General features: G+C 59.7%; 19 protein-coding genes. 13 read left to right on the forward strand and 6 right to left on the reverse strand.

Features of this window, described 5'->3' with window-relative positions; genetic code table 11:
* Positions 1-6 precede the first annotated feature (6 nt).
* Positions 7-1071 (reverse strand): hypothetical protein, encoded by a 1065-nt coding sequence (locus Q668_RS12550; protein ID WP_022989963.1) that lies wholly within the window; start codon positions 1069-1071, stop codon positions 7-9.
* 216 nt (positions 1072-1287) lie between these two features.
* Positions 1288-1908, reverse strand: coding sequence for a TetR/AcrR family transcriptional regulator (locus Q668_RS12555; RefSeq protein WP_022989964.1), 621 nt, complete (start codon positions 1906-1908; stop codon positions 1288-1290).
* 132 nt (positions 1909-2040) lie between these two features.
* Here Q668_RS12555 and Q668_RS12560 point away from each other — a divergent pair, with 132 nt between their 5' ends.
* The 7 genes from Q668_RS12560 (at position 2041) to Q668_RS12590 (ending at position 12975) form a co-directional block, all read left to right on the forward strand.
* Complete coding sequence (locus tag Q668_RS12560; RefSeq protein WP_022989965.1) at positions 2041-3837, forward strand: acyclic terpene utilization AtuA family protein; 1797 nt, start codon at positions 2041-2043, stop codon at positions 3835-3837.
* Between the two features lie 187 nt (positions 3838-4024).
* Positions 4025-4891 carry an SDR family oxidoreductase gene (locus Q668_RS12565; protein WP_022989966.1) on the forward strand — a complete coding sequence of 289 codons (867 nt, stop codon included), beginning with the start codon at positions 4025-4027 and terminating at the stop codon, positions 4889-4891.
* Between the two features lie 9 nt (positions 4892-4900).
* The gene (locus tag Q668_RS12570; protein WP_022989967.1) at positions 4901-6517 is read left to right on the forward strand and encodes an acyl-CoA carboxylase subunit beta; all 1617 of its coding nucleotides are present in this window, start codon (positions 4901-4903) and stop codon (positions 6515-6517) included.
* Between the two features lie 226 nt (positions 6518-6743).
* Positions 6744-7904 carry a citronellyl-CoA dehydrogenase gene (atuD, locus tag Q668_RS12575; protein WP_022989968.1) on the forward strand — a complete coding sequence of 387 codons (1161 nt, stop codon included), beginning with the start codon at positions 6744-6746 and terminating at the stop codon, positions 7902-7904.
* A gap of 183 nt (positions 7905-8087) precedes the next feature.
* Positions 8088-8903: an enoyl-CoA hydratase/isomerase family protein gene (locus tag Q668_RS12580; protein ID WP_022989969.1), complete on the forward strand. Its 816-nt coding sequence runs from the start codon at positions 8088-8090 to the stop codon at positions 8901-8903.
* A 228-nt stretch (positions 8904-9131) separates the two neighbouring features.
* A complete protein-coding gene (locus Q668_RS12585; RefSeq protein WP_022989970.1) occupies positions 9132-11096 on the forward strand; it encodes an acetyl/propionyl/methylcrotonyl-CoA carboxylase subunit alpha in 1965 nt (654 codons plus the stop codon).
* Between the two features lie 49 nt (positions 11097-11145).
* Positions 11146-12975, forward strand: coding sequence for a long-chain-acyl-CoA synthetase (locus Q668_RS12590; protein WP_022989971.1), 1830 nt, complete (start codon positions 11146-11148; stop codon positions 12973-12975).
* A 401-nt stretch (positions 12976-13376) separates the two neighbouring features.
* Here the strand turns inward: Q668_RS12590 and Q668_RS12595 are convergent, their stop codons facing one another.
* A complete protein-coding gene (locus tag Q668_RS12595; RefSeq protein WP_022989972.1) occupies positions 13377-14357 on the reverse strand; it encodes an NADPH:quinone oxidoreductase family protein in 981 nt (326 codons plus the stop codon).
* A gap of 267 nt (positions 14358-14624) precedes the next feature.
* On the opposite strand from Q668_RS12595, the gene Q668_RS12600 reads away from it, so the two are divergent.
* From Q668_RS12600 to Q668_RS12620, 5 genes are all read left to right on the forward strand, one after another.
* On the forward strand, positions 14625-15242 hold the full coding sequence (locus Q668_RS12600; RefSeq protein ID WP_022989973.1) for a trimeric intracellular cation channel family protein: 618 nt from the start codon (positions 14625-14627) through the stop codon (positions 15240-15242).
* Positions 15243-15372: 130 nt separating this feature from the next.
* A complete protein-coding gene (locus Q668_RS12605; RefSeq protein WP_022989974.1) occupies positions 15373-16671 on the forward strand; it encodes an NCS2 family permease in 1299 nt (432 codons plus the stop codon).
* Between the two features lie 22 nt (positions 16672-16693).
* Positions 16694-17236 carry an adenine phosphoribosyltransferase gene (locus tag Q668_RS12610; protein WP_022989975.1) on the forward strand — a complete coding sequence of 181 codons (543 nt, stop codon included), beginning with the start codon at positions 16694-16696 and terminating at the stop codon, positions 17234-17236.
* A 21-nt stretch (positions 17237-17257) separates the two neighbouring features.
* The gene (locus Q668_RS12615) at positions 17258-17920 is read left to right on the forward strand and encodes a fumarylacetoacetate hydrolase family protein (RefSeq protein WP_022989976.1); all 663 of its coding nucleotides are present in this window, start codon (positions 17258-17260) and stop codon (positions 17918-17920) included.
* Between the two features lie 58 nt (positions 17921-17978).
* Positions 17979-19283, forward strand: a complete 1305-nt coding sequence (locus tag Q668_RS12620; protein WP_022989977.1) for an ABC1 kinase family protein — start codon at positions 17979-17981, stop codon at positions 19281-19283.
* Positions 19284-19452: 169 nt separating this feature from the next.
* On the opposite strand, the gene Q668_RS12625 is transcribed toward Q668_RS12620, so the two are convergent.
* Together Q668_RS12625 and Q668_RS12630 are read right to left on the reverse strand one after the other, a co-directional pair.
* The gene (locus Q668_RS12625; protein ID WP_022989978.1) at positions 19453-20130 is read right to left on the reverse strand and encodes an SIR2 family NAD-dependent protein deacylase; all 678 of its coding nucleotides are present in this window, start codon (positions 20128-20130) and stop codon (positions 19453-19455) included.
* A complete protein-coding gene (locus Q668_RS12630; protein ID WP_022989979.1) occupies positions 20130-21533 on the reverse strand; it encodes an FAD-binding oxidoreductase in 1404 nt (467 codons plus the stop codon). Before Q668_RS12630 ends, Q668_RS12625 begins: the two co-directional genes overlap by 1 nt.
* A 185-nt stretch (positions 21534-21718) precedes the next feature.
* On the opposite strand from Q668_RS12630, the gene serA reads away from it, so the two are divergent.
* A complete protein-coding gene (gene serA / locus Q668_RS12635; RefSeq protein WP_022989980.1) occupies positions 21719-22948 on the forward strand; it encodes a phosphoglycerate dehydrogenase in 1230 nt (409 codons plus the stop codon).
* Positions 22949-23024: 76 nt separating this feature from the next.
* Here the strand turns inward: serA and Q668_RS12640 are convergent, their stop codons facing one another.
* A complete protein-coding gene (locus tag Q668_RS12640) occupies positions 23025-23684 on the reverse strand; it encodes an OmpA family protein (protein WP_036219953.1) in 660 nt (219 codons plus the stop codon).
* Between the last annotated feature and the right edge of the window lie 7 nt (positions 23685-23691).

The raw sequence follows: 23691 nt of genomic DNA on the forward strand, positions 1-23691 counted from the left end.
ACGCTGTTACAGTAGGTCGTCCAGATCCATGGTTTCAACGTTTTCGGAGTTACGTTCGGGGCTCATTTTTCCGAACTGACTGCCCGGCGTGCGGTAGCCGTAATTGGCGGTCCAGTGCTTGTCGGATGAGAAGGTAATAACTCGGCGGGCCACTTCGTCCAACAGGCGATAATCCTCCCGGACTTCGATCCGGTCTTCCGCATCGGCAAAGCTGGTAATCGCGTCTTCCAGCACCTCGGGGCGACCAAAGGTTTCAGCCGCGACAGCCTGCAGGGCATGGGAGGCCCGCATACCGGACTTCACGCCCAGTTCCGCACTGTTATCCAGCACCTGCCAGGGGTCCGGGGCCAGTTCGGGGCGGGTGTCCGGCAGCAGCAGCCAGACCAGCGCACGAACGGCATTGGGCAGGCCGCCCCACTTTTCGTTGTCCACACACTGGGCAGCCCTTTCGGCCTGCGGGGCAATGTTACGGGGTACGCCAGCCATGGCGCCGGAGTTGGAGTCGTTCACAATGGCCTGCATACCGGTCAGCAGGCCCAGCAGGAACGTGATTTCATCCTGCTCGCTGAACAGGAACGGGCACTCCAGCGGCTCGGCGGAAGGATCAAATTCGTAGGCAGCCATGGCGCGCTGGAAAGCCTGGTAGCGGCGTTTTGCGGTCTGGGCGTGCAGGCGCTTGGCTTTTTCGCGAGCGTCTTTGGCGGCCGGTACATCACCACTGAAATCAGCACGCAGGTAATCCAGCTCGGCTTCCCAGGTGCGGTATTCCATGCAGTTGGCTGCCAACAGCATCAGCAGGGAACCCGTGGTGTCTGGCGCGGCCGTTACCCGCGAGAAGGAATACACCAGCGGGTCCGTGCCCTCACCCAGGGCGCAGGCCATTTTCGGATCCGACATCTGCAATACGTAGGGTGTGGCTTCCGATTCGGAATAACTGGAAAGCACCATACCAGTGGTGGTGTAGACAGGGTTTGCTGAACAGCCTGCCAGCAACAGGACGGCACCGGCAGCGACTGTCTGGCGGATGCGTGAAGGGTAACGACGCACGAGTGAGAACAGTGAGGAAACCATAGCTCAACAACCTTTCTTGTTTGTTTTTGTGGGAGCAAGAATGCGGCGATTGTTGTCAGACAAAAATGGCTCGATTGCCGAAACCAGTATGTCGATCAGGCCAATGACCCGGAAGGAAAGTCAATTTTTGAAATTTTATTGATATAAAACAAGGTTTTCCGAAGGTCGAGTCTTCTGGAACGCAAAAGTGACTTTTTTGGCATGCGAGTGAATATTTTATAATTTCATAAGCGCCATCACCTGCTCGGTGAGGTCGTCAAGGCTCAAGCCACCCCGCTCCGGGCGATACCAGGTGACCGTCCAGCTCAGGGCGCCGGTTAACATCCGCCTTACGATAAACGGTTCAGCAGTCAGGGTGCCCTGGCGCTTAAGTGCCGCCAGTACCGACAGCCAGAGCTCTTCATAATGATCCCGCAATGCCAGCACCTCAGTTTGCGACTGTTCCGACAAACTGCGCCATTCATACACCAGCACCGCCATCGCCTCGCCGGTCTGGCCATTGATGGACTCAAGTTCGGCACGGATCAGCGCTTTCAGTTTATCCCGCAGTGAATCAGCCTGGTCGACTGCCGCCTGCATGATTGCAGTGTTCAGCCGGATGGTTTCCACCATCACCGCTTTCAGGATTTCTTCCTTGGTTCGGAAGTGATGAAACAGGCTGCCAGACTGGATACCCACTGCTGCTGCCAGGTCGCGCACTGTGGTGCGCTCGTAGCCTTTGTCCCGGAATAACCTGGCCGCCTCTTTCAACAAGCGCCCGCGAGCACTGGCGGGGTCGGAAACAAGCTGTTTGGCGATGAGGGACTGAAGAATCTCATTCTGGTTCACAAAGGCCATCCGGTTGTCTTGCTGGGACTTTTTATTCTACCCGAGATTCACCTATTTACATACCAAGCGCTTGCTTGGTATTGTCGATTTCATCGTTGGATAACGTCCTGCAACCGCAGGCTCAAGAACAAGGCCAAGAACATGTCACACGCCAACAAGACCGTCCGCATCGGCTGTTCCGCCGCTTTCTGGGGCGATACCGAAACCGCCGCCGCCCAGCTGGTGCGCCAGGGCAACATCGATTACCTGGTTGCCGACTACCTGGCGGAGATCACCATGTCGATCATGGCGGGCCAGAAGATGAAAGACCCGTCGCAGGGCTATGCCCGGGATTTCGTGGAAACCGTGATGGCGCCGCTGCTTGGTGAAATAAAGGAAAAAGGCATCCGGGTTCTGGCTAACGCCGGTGGGGTAAACCCCGTGGCTTGCCGCGATGCGCTGCAGAGCCTGTGCGAAAAGGCCGGCGTCGACCTGAAGATTGCGCTGGTGCTCGGCGATGACCTGTTGATGAAAAAGAAAAAACTGGCAGAAGCCCGCATCACCGAGATGACCACCGGCCAGCCCTTCCCCGGCATGATGGTCAGCCTGAACGCCTATCTTGGCGCGCCGGGGCTGGTGGCCGCACTGGACCAGGGCGCAGACATCATAATCACTGGCCGGGTAGCGGACAGCGCCCTGGTGCTGGCGCCACTGATGCATGAATTCGGCTGGAGCTGGAACGATTACGACAAGCTGGCCCAGGGCAGCCTGGCCGGGCACCTGCTGGAGTGCGGTGCCCAGTCTACCGGCGGCAACTTTACCGATTGGGAACAGGTGGCCGACGGCTACGCCAATATGGGCTTTCCGATTGCCGAGGTCAGCGCCTCCGGCGACTTTGTGATCACCAAGCCAGAAGGCACAGGTGGCCTGGTGAGCCGGGGCACGGTGAGTGAGCAGCTAGTGTACGAGATTGGTGATCCGCGGGCCTATCTGCTGCCGGACGTGACCTGCGATTTCACCCGGGTAACGCTGGACGAAATCGGCAAGGACCGGGTTCGGGTACTTGGCGCGAAGGGCCTGCCGCCCACCGACAGCTACAAGGTGTCCGGTACCTGGCCGGATGGTTTCAAGTGCACGGTGACCTTCCTGCTGGCAGGCATCAATGCCCCCGCCAAGGCTCAGAGCGTGGCGAAGGCGATTCTTGCAAAAACCTCGGCGATGTTTGCCGGGCGCGGCCTGCCGGATTACTCCGAAACCAGCATCGAGTTGTTGGGTACCGAAACCACTTACGGTGCCCACGGCCGGGGCGACCGGTGCCGGGAGGTGGTGGTGAAGATAGCCACTGCCCATCCGAAGAAAGAGGCCCTTGTGCTGTTTTCGAGGGAGATTGCTCAGGCCGCGACGGGCATGGCGCCGGGGATCACCGGCATTGTTGGCGGCCGGCCGACGGTGTGGCCGAAGATTCGTTTGTTCTCCTGTCTGGTGCCGAAGTCTGAAGTATCGGTTTCCGTAGACCTGGCGGGTGAGAAATCGACCGTCGAGGTGGCTTGTGGGGGTGGTTTTGATAGCAACGCCCTGCCCCCTGAGCCGGAATCCCGGACGGAGGTTTCAACAGACACGACGGTGCCGCTGATCAAGCTGGCCTGGGCGCGGTCTGGTGATAAGGGAGATCACAGCAATATCGGGGTGATTGCGCGGGATCCGGAGTTTTTGCCGTTTATTGAGGCGGCGTTGACGGAGCAGGCGGTGGCGCAGTGGATGAGTCATACGCTGAATCCGGAGTCTGGCAAGGTGACGCGCTGGGCGATGCCGGGGTTGCATGCGTTCAATTTCTTGCTGGAGCACAGCCTGGGTGGCGGTGGTGTGGCTTCGCTTCGGATTGATCCGCAGGGTAAGGCTTTTGCGCAGCAGCTTCTGGAGTTTCCGGTGCCTGTGCCTTCGGCTTTGGTGCCGCAATGAAGTTAGTCATCAGGTTACGGAGTTGGCGCCCCACTGGGGGAGGGCCCTACAAAAACCGCTCCTTCGGCACTTCCCTGTGGCGCTTCTGCTCCGCCATCCATGGCTCCGCACATTTTTGTAGGGCCCTCCCCCAGCGGGACGCTCCGACGTTTTACGTGGATTCAGCTTATTTTGATAAGGACTTTTTATGAGTTATCAGTCTGTTCTTCGGCCGGGGCTGTTTGAAGGCCAGGTAATCATTGTCACCGGCGGCGGCTCTGGAATTGGCCGTTGTACCGCCCACGAACTGGCCGCCCTCGGTGCTCGGGTTGCTCTCGTTGGTCGTAAGCAGGAGAAGGTCGATTCGGTAAAAGCCGAGATTAAGGCCGACGGCGGCATTGCCAGCGCCCATGCTTGCGATATTCGCGAGGAGGAATCGGTCAAGGCGACGGTGAAGGCCGTTATCGAGACCCACGGCGGGCTGAACGGGGTGGTAAATAACGCCGGCGGGCAGTTTGCGTCTCCGCTGACGGGCATTAACCAGAAAGGCTGGGAAACCGTAGTTCGGACAAATCTGACCGGTGGTTTTCTGATGGCCCGGGAGGCCTATACCCAGGCCTTGAGCAAGTCCGGCGGTGCGATTGTGAACATTGTGGCAGACATGTGGGGCGGTATGCCGGGCATGGGCCACTCTGGCGCGGCTCGGGCCGGGATGGTGAACTTTACCCAGACCGCCGCGGTTGAGTGGGCGCCGTCCGGGGTTCGGGTGAATGCGGTGGCGCCGGGGTGGATTGCCTCCAGCGGGATGGATAACTACCCGGCTCATATGAAGTCGTGGATTCGCAGCCTGGCGGATGCGGTGCCGATCAAGCGGATGGGGACGGAGTCGGAGGTGAGTTCGGCGATTTGTTTTCTGCTTAGCCCGGGCGCGGCGTTTATCAGTGGTGACTGCCTGCGGATTGACGGAGCGGCTTCTCAGGGCGGGCGTGTGTGGCCGATGCCGAAGGCGAAGAATAACGAGCCCTATAACGGCTTCCATCGGGCGGTAACGCCGAAAGTATTGAGTGACGACTGAGGATTTGCCATGCAGGTACTGGAGACAACAATAACCCCCCAGTCTGACGAGTTCCGGGCCAATGTTGAGGCCATGGAAGCGCATATCTCGACTTTCCGGGATGTGGAGCAGAAGGTTCTGGACCTGGCGGAATCGGCCCGGGAGAAGTTCACCAAGCGCGGCAAGCTGCTGCCGAGGGATCGTATCAACCGGCTGCTGGACCGGGGCAGTGAGTTCCTGGAGCTTTGCTCCCTGGCCGGTTACAAGATGCACGATGACAAAGACGGCTCCATGGCCGGCGGCGGCATTATTGCCGGCATTGGCCGGGTAGCCGGTGTGCGCTGTCTCGTGGTGGCCAGCAACAGCGCCATCAAGGGCGGAACCATTACACCCGCCGGCCTGGACAAGACCCTGCGTCTGCAGCAGATCGCCATGGAGAACAAACTTCCGGTCGTATCGATGTCGGAATCCGGTGGCGCCAACCTGAACTACGCCACCGACATCTTCGTGCTGGGCGCCCGGGGCTTTGCCAACCAGGCCCGCATGTCCGCCGCAGGCATTCCGCAAGTGACGGTCGTGCACGGTAACGCCACCGCCGGTGGTGCCTATCAGCCAGGCTTGTCCGATTACGTGATCACCGTGCGCGAGCAGGCCAAGATGTTCCTGGCCGGCCCGCCGCTGCTGAAAGCGGCCACGGGCGAGGTCGCCACCGATGAAGAACTCGGCGGCGCAGAAATGCACGCCACAGTAGCCGGCACAGCTGAATATCTGGCCGAGGACGATGCCGACGGCATTCGCCAGGCCCGGGAGATTCTCGGCGCCCTGCCCTGGAACGAAAACCTGCCGCTGCGCCAGGAGCCCCGGTGGGATGAGCCGCTGTATCCGGCGGACGAGCTGTTGGGCGTGATTCCTTCCGACGCCAAGAAACCCTACGACGTGCGCGAGATCCTCGCCCGCATCGCCGACGGCTCTCGGTTCCTGGATTTCAAGAACGACTACGACAGCCAGACCGTGTGCGGCACCATCCGTATTCACGGCCACAGCGTGGGCATCATTGGCAATAACGGCCCGATCACCCCGGCCGGTTCCACCAAGGCCGCGCAGTTTATCCAGCTGTGCGATCAGGCCGGCACGCCTATCCTGTTTCTGCATAACACCACCGGATTCATGGTCGGCACCCACTCCGAACAGAATGGCATCATCAAACACGGGTCGAAGATGATTCAGGCCGTGGCCAACTGCCGGGTTCCAAAGCTCGCCGTGGTGGTGGGCGGTTCCTACGGCGCCGGCAACTACGCCATGTGCGGCCGGGGGCTGGACCCAAGGTTCATCTTCGCCTGGCCCAACAGCCGCACCGCCGTCATGGGCCCGGCCCAGGCCGGCAAGGTGATGCGCATTGTGGCCGAAGAAAAACAACGCAAAAGCGGCATAGAGCCCGACGAGAAGACCCTGGCGTTCCTGGAACAGGCCACCGCCAAGAAACTCGAAGACGGCTCCACCGCCCTGTTCGGCACCGCACGGCTCTGGGATGACGGCCTGATCGACCCACGGGATACCCGGAGGGTCTTGGCCTTGGTGCTTTCGGTTTGCCGCGAAGCCGAACAACGACAACTGCGGCCCAATTCCTACGGTGTCGCTCGGTTTTAAATTGTGAGCTGGGTGCACCAAAGTTTCGAACTCAAGCGGGTGTGGGGTGGGGCCTTCAGAAAATTTGCGGAGCCATGGATGGCGGAGCAGAAGCGCCACAGGGATGTGCCGCAAGGAGCGATTTTCTGAAGGCCCCACCCCACACCCGCGACCCCAAGCTACGGGGCAAATACCCAGAACAGAACACAAGAACTAACCGTCTTTAAAAAAGCAGGAGAGAACAATAATGAAATTCACAGCCGAACACGAAGCCCTCAGAAAGACCGTCCGCGATTTCGTCGAAAAGGAAATCAATCCGCACTGCGATGAATGGGAAGAGGCCGGCGAGTTTCCGATTCACGACCTGTTCAAAAAACTTGGCAACCTGGGCCTGCTCGGCATCCAGAAGCCGGAAGAGTACGGCGGTATGGGCCTCGATTACAGCTACAACCTGGTAGCCGCAGAAGAACTCGGCATGGCCAAGTGCGGCGGCGTGCCGCTGGCGATCGGCGTTCAAACCGACATGTGCACCCCGGCCATCGCCCGCTTTGGTTCCGACGAGCTGAAACGGGACTTCCTGACCCCGGCCATCGCCGGCGACATGGTGGGCTGTATTGGCGTCAGTGAAGTGGGTGCAGGCTCCGACGTAGCCGGCCTTAAGACCACGGCTAAGAAAGACGGCGATGACTACATCATCAACGGCTCCAAGATGTGGATCACCAACTCCCCGAAAGCCGACTTCATCTGCCTGCTGGCCAACACCAGCGACGACAAGCCCCACAAGAACAAAACCCTGATCATCGTGCCCATGAACACCCCGGGTATTTCCTTCAGCCCGCACCTGAACAAACTGGGCATGCGCTCGTCTGAAACCGCCCAGGTGTTCTTTGACGACGTGCGCGTTCCCCAGCGCAATCGCATCGGCGCGGAAGGCACCGGCTTTATGATGCAGATGCTGCAGTTCCAGGAGGAGCGCATGTGGGGGGCCGCCAACGTAATCAAGGCCCTGGAAAACTGTGTCACGCAGACCATTGAATACTGCCGCGAGCGCAAGACCTTTGGCCAGCCACTCATCGACAACCAGTACATCCATTTCCGCATGGCGGAGTTACAGACCGAAATCGAAGCGCTGCGCGCGCTGACCTATCAGGCCTGTGAGCTGCACGTTGAGGGCAAAGATGTCACCAAGCTGGCGTCGATGGCGAAACTGAAGGCCGGGCGTCTGGGTCGCGAAGTGACCGATGCTTGCCTGCAGTTCTGGGGCGGCAACGGTTACATGTGGGACAACCCCCTGTCACGGGCTTACCGCGATGTGCGGTTGGTCTCCATAGGCGGCGGTGCCGACGAAATCATGCTGGGCATCATCTGCAAGCTGATGGGGACCTTGCCTGTTAAGAAGCGCGACTGACGCTTGGAGTTTGGAGTCAGGCCTCGCGGTCAGGTAGGGCTTTCCGGGACACGCTGTGAATACATCCATGTACGCTTGACTGCAGCATCCCTGCTGCAGACAGTCCCGGAAAGCCCTACCTGCCCCCAAGGCCCCGAACATTGCGACTGGTACCCGATTGCCGCCCGAAAACGGAGCCTTTTTATGGAACAGCTACCCCAGTGCGAAACCCTGATTCTTGAAAAACACGGCCCCACCCTGTTCATCACCATCAACCGCCCCGACGTCCGCAACGCCATGAGTCTGCAGATGGTCGCTGAGTTGTCCACCATCTTCAGCGAGATCGAAAACGACACCAGCATCCGCGCCGCCGTCATCCGCGGCGCAGGTGGACACTTCTGCGCCGGCGGCGATATCAAAGACATGGCCGGCGCCCGGGGCCAGAAAGCCGGCGAAGGCCGCGATGACCCGTTCTACAAACTCAACCGCGCCTTCGGCCAGATGATCCAGCAAGTCAACGAATCCTCCAAAGTCGTCATCGCCATCACCGAAGGCGCCGTGATGGGCGGCGGCTTCGGCCTGGCCTGCGTCTCTGACCTCGCCATCGCCGGCCCGACGGCCAGGTTCGGCATGCCGGAAACCACCCTCGGCATCATCCCAGCCCAGATCGCCCCGTTCGTAGTAGAACGCATCGGCCTGACCCAGGCCCGCCGGCTGGCGCTACTGGGTTTGAGAATCAACGCAACGGAAGCCTGCACACTCGGCATCGTCCACCAGGTTGCAGAATCCGAAGAACAACTCAGCGACATGCTCAACCAGGCTCTGGAACGTGTCCGCCTGTGCGCCCCAAATGCCACGGCAGAAACCAAAGCCCTGCTGCACCGGGTCGGTCACGAAGCCATGGCCGGTTTGCTGGATGATGCCGCCGAGAAATTTGCCGCGGCCATCCGGGGGCCGGAGGGCATGGAAGGCACTATGGCGTTCATGCAAAAGCGTGAGCCAAAGTGGGCCGAGAGTTAACGAATACAAATATTAAAACAAGCCATTCAACAATCATTGGGCAGGCAAACACCCAAGGTCGCGGGAGCGCCACTGGCGGGATAAGCCTCCGGAAAATTTCGAAGGCCATGGATGGCCGGAGAGAAGCGCACAGGGATGTGCTTGTAGCGGTTTTCCGGAGGCTTATCCCGCCAGTGGTGCGGACGAACACCAACCTGGGGCGGTCCAGTAACAAGGTAGATAACGCGTATGCTAAAAAAACTACTCATCGCTAACCGGGGCGAAATCGCCGTCAGGGTCATACGCACAGCCAGGGCCCTGGGCTACCGAACCGTTGCCGTCTACTCCGAAGCCGACGCCAACGCCCTGCACGTTGAACAAGCCGACGAAGCCGTCTGCATCGGCCCGGCACAGGTTGCTGCGTCTTACCTCAACGCCGACGCCATCCTCGATGCCGCAAGGAAAACAGGCGCCGACTGCATCCACCCCGGCTACGGATTCCTCTCCGAAAATGCAGGCTTCGCCAAAGCCATCAAACAAGCCGGCCTCACCTTCGTAGGCCCTCCCGAAAACGCCATCGAACTCATGGGCAGCAAACGCCGCTCAAAAATCGCCATGCAGGAAGCCGGCGTACCGGTCGTCCCCGGTTACGAGGGCGATAACGCAGCCGACGACGAACTCATTGCCGCCGCCCAGGACATCGGCTACCCCCTCATGCTCAAAGCCTCCGCCGGTGGCGGTGGCCGGGGCATGCGCCTGGTCGAGAGCGAAAGCGAGCTGGCCGACAACATCAAACGGGCCCGATCCGAAGCCAAACAGGCCTTCGGCGACGACGAACTGATCATCGAAAAAGCCGTCATCGAACCCCGCCACGTAGAAATCCAGGTCTTCGCCGACCGCCACGGCAACGCTGTGTACCTCGGCGAACGGGACTGCTCCGTACAGCGCCGGCACCAGAAAGTCGTGGAAGAAGCGCCCTCACCTTTTGTCACCCCGGAACTGCGCAAAGCCATGGGCGAAGCGGCCGTCAAAGCCGCCCTGGCCTGTGGCTACGAAGGCGCGGGTACCGTGGAATTCCTGGTCGACAAAGACCGCAACTTCTACTTCCTGGAAATGAACACCCGCCTGCAGGTGGAACACCCAGTCACCGAACTGATCACCGGTCAGGATCTGGTAGCCTGGCAGCTGATGGTCGCCGAAGGCCGTCCCCTGCCACTGGCCCAGAATGAAATCGAGCTCAACGGCCACGCCATCGAGGTGCGCCTTTACGCCGAAGACCCGGCCAACGGCTTTACCCCGCAAACCGGCACTTTGCACGAGTTCACTCCGGCCGAGGGAGAAGGCCTGCGGTTCGACACCGGCGTGCGCTCCGGCGATGTGGTCAGCCCCCACTACGACCCCATGCTGGCGAAAGTCATCGCCTGGGGCCAAAACCGGGACGAAGCCCGCCGCCGGCTAATCCGGGCGCTGGAAGACACCACGGTGTTCGGCGTAACCACCAACCGCCACTTCCTCAGCCGTATCATTGCCAACGACACTTTCGGTGCCGGTGAAGCCACCACGGCCTTCCTGCAACAGGCCTTCAAGGATGATCCGTCACTGGCGCCCCAGCCGCTCACCATCCGCGAGCTGGCACTGAGCGCCTGCGCATTGAGCCTCGGCCAATCCGCCCAGGAAGGCTGGAGTAACGCCCCCGCCACCGTCATGCCGATGAAACTTGAGGCCCAGGACGAAACCCTGGAACTGCAGATCCGGCGCAGTGGCCACAAACTGCTGGTCTCCCATGGCGATGACCAATATGAACTGCTGATCCAGAGCCACGAACAAGGCCAGCTGTGCATTATCGACAACGGGATTCGTCAGCGGTGCCAATACTCCCGGGCCGGTGATTCCCTATATTTGCAGGCACTCGGCCGGTCGTGGTCGGTAACCGACATCACCCACCAGCCTGCCACAGGTGCCCAGGGCGCCGGCAGTGGCCGTATCCAGGCCAGTATGGACGGGGCGATTATCGATGTACTGGTTGCCGCCGGCGACACCGTACAACAAGGCCAGACGCTGGTGATCCTGGAAGCCATGAAAATGGAGCATCCGGTGAAAGCGGACAGGGATGGCACCGTTGCCGCGGTGCACACCAGCAGCGGAGACCAGGTACGGCGCAGCCAGTTACTGGTAGAGCTGGCCGCCAACGAAACCGAAGAACAAACACAATAACAGGCGCAGGGCAGCACCCCTGCCCTGTCAGCAACGGAACGGACGCGCCATGAGCCAAGACAACGTAACCGCCAGAGACCTGATGCGCAGCCTGCCGGGCGTATTGCGCCGGTTCCCATTCATCGCCAGGGGGCTTTATTACTACGCCGTTAAAGATGACAAAAAGGAACTGACACTGGGCAAGCTGGTGGAGCGCAATGCCAGTAAATACCCGAACCGGCCTGCCATCCTGTTCGATGACCGCACCGTTACCTGGCAGGAATTCGATGCCTGGAGCAACCGGATTGCCCACTACCTGAAAGACGAGGGCCTGGTAAAAGGCGATGCCATTGCCGTACTGCTGGACAACCGCCCGGAACTGCTGGCCCTGGTAGCCGGCGCCGCCAAGGTGGGCGTGGCCTGCGCCATGCTGAACACGTCCCAGAAAGGCAAGGTTCTGGCTCATAGCATCAACCTGATTGAGCCGAAAATGCTGGTGGTCGGCGAAGAGCTGACCGACCACGCCGACGGCATTCGCGATGACATCCAGCTCAAACACCGTCATCCCTTCCTGTTCCTGGCCGACACCAACACCCTGAACATATTCGGTGAGGCACCAGAGGGCTACGTCAACATGGCGCAGGAAGTCAGCCGCTGCCCATCCGCCCGTCCAACCCTGAGCAATCCGGTATTGATGGGCGACACAGCCGTTTACCTGTATACCTCCGGCACCACCGGCCTGCCCAAGGCCGCGCCGGGCTCACATCGCAAGTTTATCCGCGCCTACGGTGGCTTCGGCATGCTGTCGCTGGCCATGGAGCCGGAAGACGTCCTGTACTGCACCTTGCCGCTTTACCACGGCACCGCCCTGCTGATCTGTTGGGGTTCGGTCCTGGCCGGCGGCTCGGCCATTGCCCTGCGCCGGAAATTCTCTGCCAGCGCCTTCTGGGACGATGTCCGCCGCTACAAAGCCACCACCTTCGGCTACGTGGGCGAACTCTGCCGCTACCTGCTGAACCAGCCCCCCAGCGACCAGGACCGGAACCACAGCCTGACCAAGATGATCGGCAACGGTCTGCGCCCCTCTATCTGGAAAGAATTCAAGGACCGCTTCGGCATTGAAACCGTGGCAGAGCTGTACGCTTCCTCAGAGGGCAACATCGGCTTCAGCAACTTCTTCAACATGGACAACACCGTCGGCTTCTCCACCGCGCCCTACAAACTGGTGAAATACCACGAAGGCACCCGGGACCCGATCCGCACCGAGAAAGGCCGACTGGAAGAAGTGGAAAAAGGCGAACCGGGCTTACTGATTGGCGAAATCACCAAGAAGTGGGCATTTGAGGGTTACACCCAGAAAGAAGCCACCGAAAAATCCATCCTGCGAGACGCCTTCAAAAATGGCGACGCCTGGTTCAACACCGGCGACGTGCTGAAAGAAATCGGCTGCCGGCACCTGCAGTTCGTCGACCGAATGGGCGACACCTTCCGCTGGAAGGGTGAAAACGTCTCCACCACCGAGGTGGAAAACATCATCGACGGCTCCGGCATGGTGCAGGAAGCCATCGTGTACGGCGTGGAAATCCCGAACACCAACGGCAAAGCGGGGATGGTAACCCTGGTGCCCCAGGATCCGGAGGCGGACTTTGATGTGGACAGGCTGTTCGCGTACCTGAGCGACAACCTGCCGGCCTATGCGGTTCCGGTGTTTGTGCGGGTAACCCACGCCATCGAGAAAACGGGAACGTTCAAGTACCGGAAGGTGGACATCCAGAAGCTCGGCTATTCCCTGGACCGGCCCCACGAGGAAGTCTATGCCTGGCTTCCCGGTACGTCCGGTTATACCCGACTGACGCCCGAGTTGGTTTCTGACATCGACTCTGGTGGGGTTCGGTTTTAGCCTTTAGCCCTGAGTTGGGGTCTGTTTTCGGCCCTAGCCTGTTGGTTTTGGGGGGCGCGTCTGTGGGGCATGCCTCCCAAAAACCGCTCCTTGCGGCACGTCCCTGTGGCGCTTCTGCTCCGCCATCCATGGCTCCGCAAATTTTTGGGAGGCATGCCCCACAGACGCCAATCCAACTTCGCAGTAATAGTCAAAAAACTCACCTTTGCGGCAATCAGCTTACTGACTATTACTCGTAGGCTGAAAGTCCGGGTTGGGGCGCGCTTCCAAAAAATTTCGGAGGCCATGGATGGCCGGAGAGAAGCGCACAGGGACGTGCTTGTAGCGGTTTTTTGGAAGCGCGCCCCAACCCGGGCACACCCCCGAAACAAACAGGCTAGGAGCCCAAGTTAAGCACCCACTCAAGCCCCGACACGAAGCACGACCTTGCCGGTAGCCCGACGACCTGTCAGGGCGCCCAGAGCTTCCGCGTATTGCTCGAAATCGAACACCTCGCTGACCTTCGGGTCGATTTTGCCCTCAGAGTACATCTGCAGCAACTCCATCATGTTCTGTGCACTCACCTCCGGCTCGTTGCGGGTAAAGGCACCCCAGAACACACCAACCACCGAGCAGCCCTTCAACAACGTCAGGTTGGCCGGCACTTTCGGGATGTCACCGGCGGCGAAGCCGATGATCAGGTGGCGGCCGTTCCAGGCCATGGTGCGCAGGGCCTGTTCGGTGAAGTCGCCGCCGACCGGGTCGTAGATCACGTCCACACCTTTGCCCTTTGTGAGTTTCTTCACCGCGTCTTTCAGGGGCTCGTCGGTGTAGTTGATCAGCTCGTCGGCACCGGCATCCTTGGCGATGCGGAGCTTCTCGGAGCTGCTGGCCGCCGCAATCACTTTCGCACCCATGGCCTTGCCCAGTTCCACCGCTGCCAGGCCAACGCCACCGCTGGCGCCGAGCACCAGCAGGGTTTCGCCGGGCTGGAGGTTAGCGCGCTGTTTCAGGGCGTAGTAGGAGGTGCCGTAGACCATCATAAAGCCGGCGGCTTTTTCATCCGGCATGTTGTCCGGTACCGGCAGCAGGTTGGATTCCGGGGCGACGACTTCCTCGGCAAAGGCGCCGAAGCCGGTCAGGGCGGCTACCCGGTCGCCGGGTTTGAAGCGGATAACCTTGTCGCCCACTTCAATGACTTCACCCGCCAGCTCGCCGCCCGGGGAAAATGGCATGGGGGGCTGCAGCTGGTACTTGCCTTCAATGATCAGGGTATCGGGAAAGTTCAGGCCGGCGGCTTTCACGCGGATTTTTACGCCCCGGTCGCCCATTTTCGGGCTGGGTACGTCTTCGATGACCAGTGTTTCGGCGGGGCCGTACTCTTTGCACAGAATGGCTTTCATGATCTCTCCTGATGGCGCCGCCGCACACAGGGGGCACCGTTGTTGTTCGGTATTTTATTGAGGGAGATCAAGCTAAACAGAGTTCCGGTATGAAGCAAATAAAGTTAGCTTATCGGACTTTATTAGCCGTGCTAATAACAACGCGTGAGCCCTCCCACTTCAAGCACCTTGCGTTATCGACCGGATGAATCACAGGGAATTTTCGGCTATGCTTCGCGCTCCCGTTCTGAATGCATTTTTCATCCATTCTCAGCCCCAGAGCCGGCCATGTTCGACATTATCTACACCCTTGAAATGATCGGCATTGTGGCGTTTGCCATTTCCGGCATGATTGTCGCGCGCTCGAAAAACATGGATCCGGTGGGGGTCTTTGCCATCGGCTTCATTACCGCACTGGGCGGCGGAACCCTGCGGGATCTGATCATGGACAACCATCCGCTTTACTGGATCAAGCACGAAGAGCAGCCGATCCTGATCCTGGCCATGGCTATTGTGTTCAGCTACTGGAGCCGGGCCCACAGCCTGAAAGAGTCCCGCATTGTGTTTCCGGATGCCATCGGGCTGGGCATTTTCTCCATACTCGGCGCGCAACTGGCGCTGGATCTGGGGCATTCCTGGTTTATTGCGTCCATGCTGGGGGTGATGACCGGGTGCTTTGGCGGCGCGCTTCGCGACACCCTGTGCAACGAAGTGCCGTTTATCTTCCGTAAAGACCAGATCTACGCCTCCATCGCGTTTGCCGGCTGCTGGCTCTATTTCGTCTGCCAGTGGTTCCTGGAAAGCGAGTCCCTGGCCCTGACCATCGGCCTGCTGTTTATTGTCATTGTGCGGATGGCCGCCGTGCGTTTTGATATCCGTCTACAGAGAGATAACGCGGCTCACTGAACTGTCAATCATCCCTTGGCCTGAGGCCCGTGAGCCGGTAACATTGCCGTTTTTTCACCCAGTTCACGATTTCCGCACGTCAAAAGATTTTAAACTCCAACCCAGGCATCCTGAGAGGCAGACCCCCGTCATGCTTGAACGACTGTTCCAACTCCAGGCCCACGGCACTACTGTTCGTAAAGAAGTGGTAGCGGGCATTACCACCTTCCTGACCATGGCTTACATTATCGTGGTCAACCCCAGCCTACTTTCTTCCACCGGCATGGATTTCGGCGCCGTGTTCGTGGCGACCTGCCTGGCGGCGGTCATCGGCACACTGATCATGGGCCTGTGGGCCAACTACCCCATCGCACTTGCCCCGGGCATGGGCCTGAACGCGTTTTTCTCGTTCACCGTGGTCGGCAGCATGGGTTACAGCTGGCAGGTGGCGCTGGGGGCAGTGTTCCTGTCCGGCTTGCTGTTCTTCCTGCTGAGCATTTTCAAGGTGCGGGAATGGATCATCAATTCCATCCCCCTGTCCCTGCGATTCGGTATTTCCGCAGGTATCGGATTCTTCCTGGCCCTGATCGCCCTGAAGAACGCCGGCATTGTGGTGGATCATCCTGCCACGCTGGTCAGCCTGGGTGACGTGAAAGTGCCGGAGGCCCTGCTGTTCTTTGCCGGCTTTGTACTGATCTGTGCGCTCTCTTTCCGCCAGGTTACCGGTTCTGTGATGATCGGCATTATTGCTATAACCGCCGCCGCCATGATGCTGGGCATGGTGGAGTATCAGGGTATTGTGTCTGCACCGCCGAGCATCGCCCCCACCTTTATGCAACTTGACCTGGCCGGCGCCCTGAACGTTGGCATGATCAGCGTGGTCTTTGCCTTCCTGTTTGTAGACCTGTTCGACACCTCCGGCACCCTGGTGGGCGCAGCCCAGAAAGGCGGCCTGCTGGACAAAGACGGCAAACTGCCGCGCCTTGGCCGTGCCCTGATGTCTGATTCCGTGGCTACCATGTCTGGCGCAGCCCTGGGCACCTCAACCACCACCAGTTACGTGGAGTCCACCGCAGGTATCGCCGCCGGCGGCCGCACCGGCCTGACCGCTGTGGTCGTCGCCCTGCTGTTCCTGGCCTGTTTGCTGTTCTCGCCCATTGCCAGCGTAATTCCGCCCTACGCCACGGCTCCGGCCCTGCTGTACGTGGCCTGCCTGATGGCGAGCGGCCTGAAGCTGATCGACTGGGACGACATCACAGACACCGCACCGGCTATCGTGACTGCCCTGATGATGCCGCTGACGTTCTCCATCGCCCACGGCATCGCCCTTGGCTTTATCGCCTACGTGGCGGTAAAAGCCCTCGCCGGCCGCTGGTCTGACCTGAACTGGAGCGTCACTGTGATTGCCGTCGTCTTCGTTCTGAAATTCATGTTCCTGGACCTGGCGTAAGCCGGGCCCGCACAGGTGAGTTATGGATTATTTTTCCGAAAGCATTAAAAAGGCCATCCGCACCGTACCGGACTGGCCCAAGCCGGGTGTGTCATTCCGCGACATCACCACGGTGCTGCAGGACAAAACAGCTTTTCGAAAGCTGATTGACGCCTTTGTACACCGCTACCACGGCCAGCATATTGATGCCGTGGCCGCGGTTGATGCCCGCGGCTTCATCATCGGCTCGGCCCTGGCCTATGAGCTGAACGCCTCGCTGGTGCTGGTGCGCAAGAAAGGCAAGCTGCCGTTCGACACTATGGTGGAAGACTACGAGTTGGAATATGGCACGGCGTCTGTCGAACTGCACAAAGATGCCTTCAAGCCCGGCGACAAAGTGGTGCTGGTGGACGACCTGATCGCTACCGGCGGCACCATGCTGGCCGCCACCCGGCTGATCCGCCGCATTGGTGCGGAAATTGTGGAAGTGGCCGCGATGATCGACCTGCCGGATCTGGGCGGCTCCCGCAAGCTGCAGGAAGAAGGCCTGCAGGTTTATACTGTGTGTTCATTCGACGGAGAATAACCACAGTTACAGGAGGCGACCATGCCCGATTATCAGCACCACTGGAAAGACGGTACCCCCGTTCACCTGCCCCTTGGCAAGATCGTGTGCATTGGTCGCAACTACGCCGAACACGCCCGGGAACTGAATAACCCGGTGCCGGACGAGCCGCTGCTGTTTATCAAACCCTCTACAGCAGCGGTTCATATTACCCGCCCGCTGGATTTCCCCCGTAATCAGGGCGCGGTGCACTTTGAAACCGAACTGGCGGTACTCATCGGCCGCCCACTCACCCATGCCTCCGAGAGCGAAGCTGAAGCTGCCATTCTGGGATACGGCCTGGCGCTGGACCTGACCCTTCGGGATATCCAAAGCAAGCTCAAGGAAAAGGGCCAGCCCTGGGAACGGGCCAAGGCCTTTGACGGCGCCTGCCCGCTCTCGCCTTTCGTGCCCGCCGACAAACTTACGAAGGACAACATTCACTTCACCCTGGACATTAACGGCCAGCGCCAACAGGCCGGCGACACCCGTGATATGCTGAACCCCATCGTACCGCTGATTGCCCACATGAGCAGCCAGTTCACCCTGCAACCGGGGGACGTGGTACTGACCGGAACCCCGAAAGGCGTTGGCCCGCTGGAATCCGGCCAGACCCTGTCGCTGGAACTGGAAGATGTGCTGTTTGTGGAAACCACAGTGGTCTGAAATGCCCGCCTGAACGCATATTCAGGCACATCATCCGTTTCAGGGAACACCCAGCACCATGGCGAAGAAACCGGTAACCTCACGCACAGGTCGATTCTTCAAACTGGCCGGCATGACCGCCTCGGTGGCCGGCCAGTACGCCGGCCAAAGGGCACGGCGCATGTTCCGCACCGTGGATGACGAAAGCGCCCGCAGCGAAAGCTACACCCGCATGGCCGACGAGATTGCCGATACCCTGGGCGAGCTCAAGGGCGCCGTCATGAAAGTGGGCCAGATTGCCTCCCAGACCCAGGACTTCCTGCCCAAGGAGTTCTCCCAGGCACTGGAAAAACTCCAGAAAGAAGCCCCACCCATGCCCTTCGAGGTGATTCTGGAGCAGGTGGAAAGCGAACTGGGCAAACCGGTGGGCGAGTTGTTCGAATACCTTCAGGAAACACCCTACGCCTCCGCTTCCATCGGGCAGGTGCACCGCGCCCGCCTGCACGACGGCACTGACGTGATCGTAAAGGTTCAGTACCCCGGCGTGGACGAATCCTGCGATTCAGACCTGAAACAGCTGCGCCTGGCCCTGAAACTGGGCGGCCTTTTGAAAATGCCGAAGGAGACGGTGGACCAGCTGTTCGGCGAAATCCGCCTGCGCCTGAAAGAAGAACTGGATTACGAAAACGAAGCCCGTAACCTGAAACTCTTCCACGACTTCCACAAAGACCAGCCGTGGGTACTGATTCCGGAAGTGATCGACAGCCACTCCACCCGCCGGGTACTGACCCTGGAACTGGTGGAAGGCGACCACGTAAGCAAGGTCACCCCCGAACGCTACAGTCAGGAAACCCTGAACGACATCGGCCACCGCATCTTCACCATCATGGCCGACCAGCTGTTCCGCTTCCAGTGCATCCACGGCGACCCACACGCTGGCAACTTCGCCTACCGGCCGGATGGCACCATCATCATGTATGACTTTGGCTGCGTGAAGAAACTGAAGCCGGAGATTGTAGAGGCGTACCGTAAGGCTCTGATCGCGGCTCTGGACGAGGACTACCAGGCACTCGACGAGTACCTGATTGATTTGGGCGCCCGCGTGGACAACCAGCCGGCGGTCGATGAGGCTTATTACGCCATGTGGCGGGACATTCTGATCATCCCGTTCCTGAATGATGAACCCTATGACTTTGCCGAGGCAGACATCCACAAGCACGTCGCGGCGAAAACCAGTACGGTGTTCAAGTATCTGGATTACTTCAAGCCGCCAGTGGAAAGTATCTTTATTGACCGAATGATTGCCGGGCATTACTGGATGTTGAAACGCTTAGGTGTTCAGGCAGCATTCAGAAGTGAACTGGAGAAATACCTCCGAGGTTGAGGCAAGAGTCCTGTCGGGGAGGGCCAACTATGGAGCACAGCGCTGCTATGGGGAAGGCTTTCCAAAACACGCTCCTTGCGGCACATCCATGTGACGCTTGGGCTCCGCCATCCATGGCTCCGCACAGTTTTGGAAAGCCTTCCCCATAGCAGCACTCCCAACATGGGTGCTAGCCCAACATTCTGACCCACTCATTCAAGCCATCGCTGGCGCCTTTCCGGATCACTCTGGCACGTGAAACCGAGGCCGGCTCGCCCGGGTCGATCACTGTGATGGGCACATCGATGTCCACTTCGTAGACCAGCCCAGCGGCCGGGTATACCTGTAGTGACGTTCCCACAATCAGTAACTCGTCTGCCGTGCGCACCACTTCTGCAGCGGCATCCAGCATCGGCACTTCCTCACCAAACCAGACAATGTGCGGTCGGAGCTGGGTACCCAGGTCACAGGTGTCGCCGGGCTTGATGTCGTTGTACCCGATATCGTAGATCAGATCGGGGTTAACCGAGCTGCGTGCCTTGGTGAGTTCACCGTGAAGGTGGATCACGTTGGAGGAGCCGCCCCGCTCGTGCAAGTCATCAACGTTCTGGGTGACCACTGTAACCCGGTAGCGGTTTTCCAGTTCGGCTAGCAGGCGGTGGGCAGGGTTCGGCTGGACCGACAGTAACTGCCGGCGGCGTTCGTTGTAGAACCGTAACACCAGGTCACGGTTGCGCTCGAACGCCTCCGGGGTGGCTACGTCGTACACACTGTGCTGCTCCCACAACCCGCCGTTGTCACGGAAGGTGGAGAGGCCGCTTTCGGCGCTGATGCCAGCGCCGGTGAGTACTACGATGTGCTCTTGCATCAGTCGAAGATCTTGCCCGGGTTGATGATACCGTTGGGGTCGAACACCTGCTTGATACCTTTAAGATAGGCGATTTCCGCCTCGCTGCGGGTGTAATGCAGGTAGGGCTTCTTGGTCATGCCCACGCCGTGCTCGGCAGACACACTGCCCTGGTAACGCTCGACAATCTCGAACACCCACTTGTTCACCTGCTGGCACTTCTCGAAGAAGTCTTCCTTGGCCATGTCTTCCGGCTTCAGGATGTTCAGGTGCAGGTTGCCGTCGCCGATGTGGCCGAACCAGATGATTTCGAAGTCCGGGTAGTGTTCGGTGACGACGTCGTCGATTTCCTGCAGGAAGCCCGGCACCTTCGAGACCACCACAGAAACGTCGTTCTTGTAGGGAATACGCGGGGCTATGGACTCGGAAATCCGCTCCCGCAGCTGCCACAGGTTCTGGGCCTGGGTTTCGCTCTGGCTGATCACCCCATCCAGCACCCAGCCCTCTTCTACGCAGTGTTCGAACAGGGACATGGCATCGTCCATCACCTGGTCAGAAACCGCCTCGAATTCCAGCAGCGCGTAGTAAGGCGCTTCGGTCTCGAACGGGGCCTGCACCTGGCCGTGGGCCAGTACGTGGTTCATGGCCTGGTGGGAGAAAAATTCGTAGGCGGTCAGGTCCAGCTTGCTCTGGAACTTCTGCAGCACGTCCATGGTGTTGGTCAGGTCCCCCAAACCCAGCACCAGTACCGTGAGGTTATCCGGCTGGCGGGTAAGCTTCATGGTGGCTTCGGTAATGAAGCCCAGGGTGCCCTCGGCGCCGATAAACAGGTGGCGCAGGTCGTAGCCGGTGTTGTTCTTTTCCAGGTCCTTGTTCAGGTCCAGGATATCGCCCTTGCCGGTGACCACTTTCAGGCCGGCTACCCAGTCGCGGCTCATGCCATAGCGGATCACCTTGATGCCGCCGGCGTTGGTAGACAGGTTGCCGCCCAGCTGGCTGGAACCGGCAGAGGCGAAATCCACCGGGTAGTACAGGCCATTTTCTTCGGCGAAGTTCTGCAGCTGCTCGGTGACCACGCCCGCCTGGCAACGCACCGTGCGGTCGCTGGCATTGAATTCCAGGATCTGGTTCATGTTATCGAACGCCACTACCACCTCGCCGTTGGCGGCAACGGCGCCAGCGCTCAGGCCGGTACGCCCGCCGGAAGGCACCAGGGCCACCTTGTGTTCGTTGGCAAACTTCACCACGGCCTGCACCTGCTCGGTGGTCTTCGGCAGTACGATCGCCAGGGGCTTGGGCGGATGGATTTTGGTCCAGTCCTTGCCATAGGTGTCCAGGTCGGCCGGATCGGTCAGAACCTTGCCCGGGGCGTCGCCGGTAGCCACCAGCTCTTTAAGGGAAGCAATGATCTGTTCGGAATTCATGGGTGTGTCTGTCTCTCAGGTTGGGCCGCGCGTGGTCAGAAGGCGTTCACAAAGAATTGATTCAGGCAAACCGGCGCGCTGTGAAAATCTCCGTTTATGGTATCATACCGCCCCTGTTCTGTGAGCCGGGTTGACGATCCCCGGCCGCGGTCATTTCACGTGACGAAAGGTTCGGAAGCTAGCCCATGTCAAATACGTCTCTCGAAAAGAGCAAAATCCGGATCCTGCTGCTGGAAGGCGTGCATCAATCTGCCATTGATACCCTGAACGCTGCGGGTTACACCAACATCGAGTACCTGACCCATTCACTGGGCGAGGAAGACCTGATCGAGAAGATTGCCGATGCGCACTTCGTCGGTATCCGGTCTCGCACCCAGCTGACCGAGAAAGTATTTGAAGCTGCCAAGAAGCTGGTGGCTGTGGGCTGTTTCTGCATCGGCACCAACCAGGTGGACCTGCAGGCTGCAACTCGCCGTGGTGTTGCCGTTTTCAACGCACCTTTCTCCAACACCCGTTCCGTAGCCGAGCTGGTTCTGGCCCAGGCCATCCTGTTGCTGCGTGGCGTGCCCGAGAAGAGCGCCAAGGCGCATCGGGGTGAGTGGATCAAGTCCGCCAAGAACAGCTACGAAATCCGTGGCAAGAAGCTCGGCATCATCGGCTACGGCAACATCGGTACCCAGTTCAGTGTCCTGGCCGAGAGCCTGGGCATGGACGTGTATTTCTACGACGTGGTTTCCAAGCTGTCGATCGGTAACGCCACCCAGGTGGGCACCCTGCAGGAACTGCTGAACATCGCAGACGTGGTTTCCCTGCACGTGCCGGAAACCCCGGCCACCAAGTACATGTTCAAGGCGGAGCAGTTCGCCCAGATGAAGCCTGGCTCCATCCTGATGAACGCGTCCCGCGGCACCGTCGTCGACATCGACGCGCTGGCCGACGCCCTGCGCTCCGGCAAGCTGCTGGGCGCTGCGGTAGACGTATTCCCGGTTGAGCCGAAGTCCAACGATGAAGAGTTTGTATCTCCGCTGCGCGAGTTCGACAACTGCATCCTGACTCCGCACGTGGGTGGCTCCACCATCGAAGCCCAGGAAAACATCGGCCGTGAAGTGGCCGAGAAGCTGGCCATGTACAGCGACAACGGCACCTCTGTGTCTTCCGTGAACTTCCCGGAAGTCGCCCTGCCGTCGCACCCGAACCAGCACCGTCTGCTGCACATTCACGAGAACGTGCCGGGCGTGATGTCCGAAATCAACCAGGTGTTCTCCGAGAACAGCATCAACGTGTGCGGCCAGTACCTGCAAACCAAGGAAGATATCGGCTATGTAGTCGTGGATGTCGACAAGGCCTACGGCGAACTGGCCCTGGAAAAACTGCGTCAGGTGAAAGGCACGATTCGCTGCCGCGTTCTGTTCTGACCCGGTTTTCACCAGCCGAAAAAAACCCCGCAGGCTTTCGCCTCCGGGGTTTTTCTTTTGCGCTGGGAGCGGAGAATTACTGCTCCATCGGCACCAGCGTCAGCTCAACGCGACGGTTCTGCTCACGGCCGGCTGAGGTATCGTTAGAAGCAACCGGGTAGCGCTCGCCATAACCGGTCGCACGGGTACGGCGCGGCTCGATGCCCTGGTTCAGCAGGAAGTCCCGCACTGAAGAAGCACGGCGCTCACTCAGCAGCTGGTTGTAGCTGTCGGAACCGGTGCTGTCGGTGTGGCCTTCAATCTGGATGATGGTCTTGTCGAACTCTTTCAATACCAGGGCTACAGACTCCAGGGTACCGGTAAAGCCGGAACGGATGCTGGACTGGTCTGTGTCAAAGGTGATGTTGCCCGGCATAACCAGCTCGATCTGGTCGCCATTACGAACGACGCGAACACCGGTGCCTTCCAGCTTCTGGCGCAGCTGCGCTTCCTGGCGGTCCATGTAGTAACCGATACCACCACCGACAGCCGCACCACTGGCAGCGCCGATCAGGGCACCCTTGCCGCGGTCACTGCTGCTGGATGTTGCCGCGCCCACGGCAGCACCGCCCAGGGCACCGATGATGCTGCCCTTGGTGGCGTTAGAGGTTTTCTCTTCACCGGTGTACGGGTCGTATGTCATACAGCCACTCATACCAACAGTGGCAACTGCGAAAGCAAGGATTGTCTTCTTCATGGTTTTC

The sequence above is a fragment of the Marinobacter sp. ES-1 genome (assembly GCF_000475255.1).
Taxonomy (GTDB): domain Bacteria; phylum Pseudomonadota; class Gammaproteobacteria; order Pseudomonadales; family Oleiphilaceae; genus Marinobacter; species Marinobacter vinifirmus.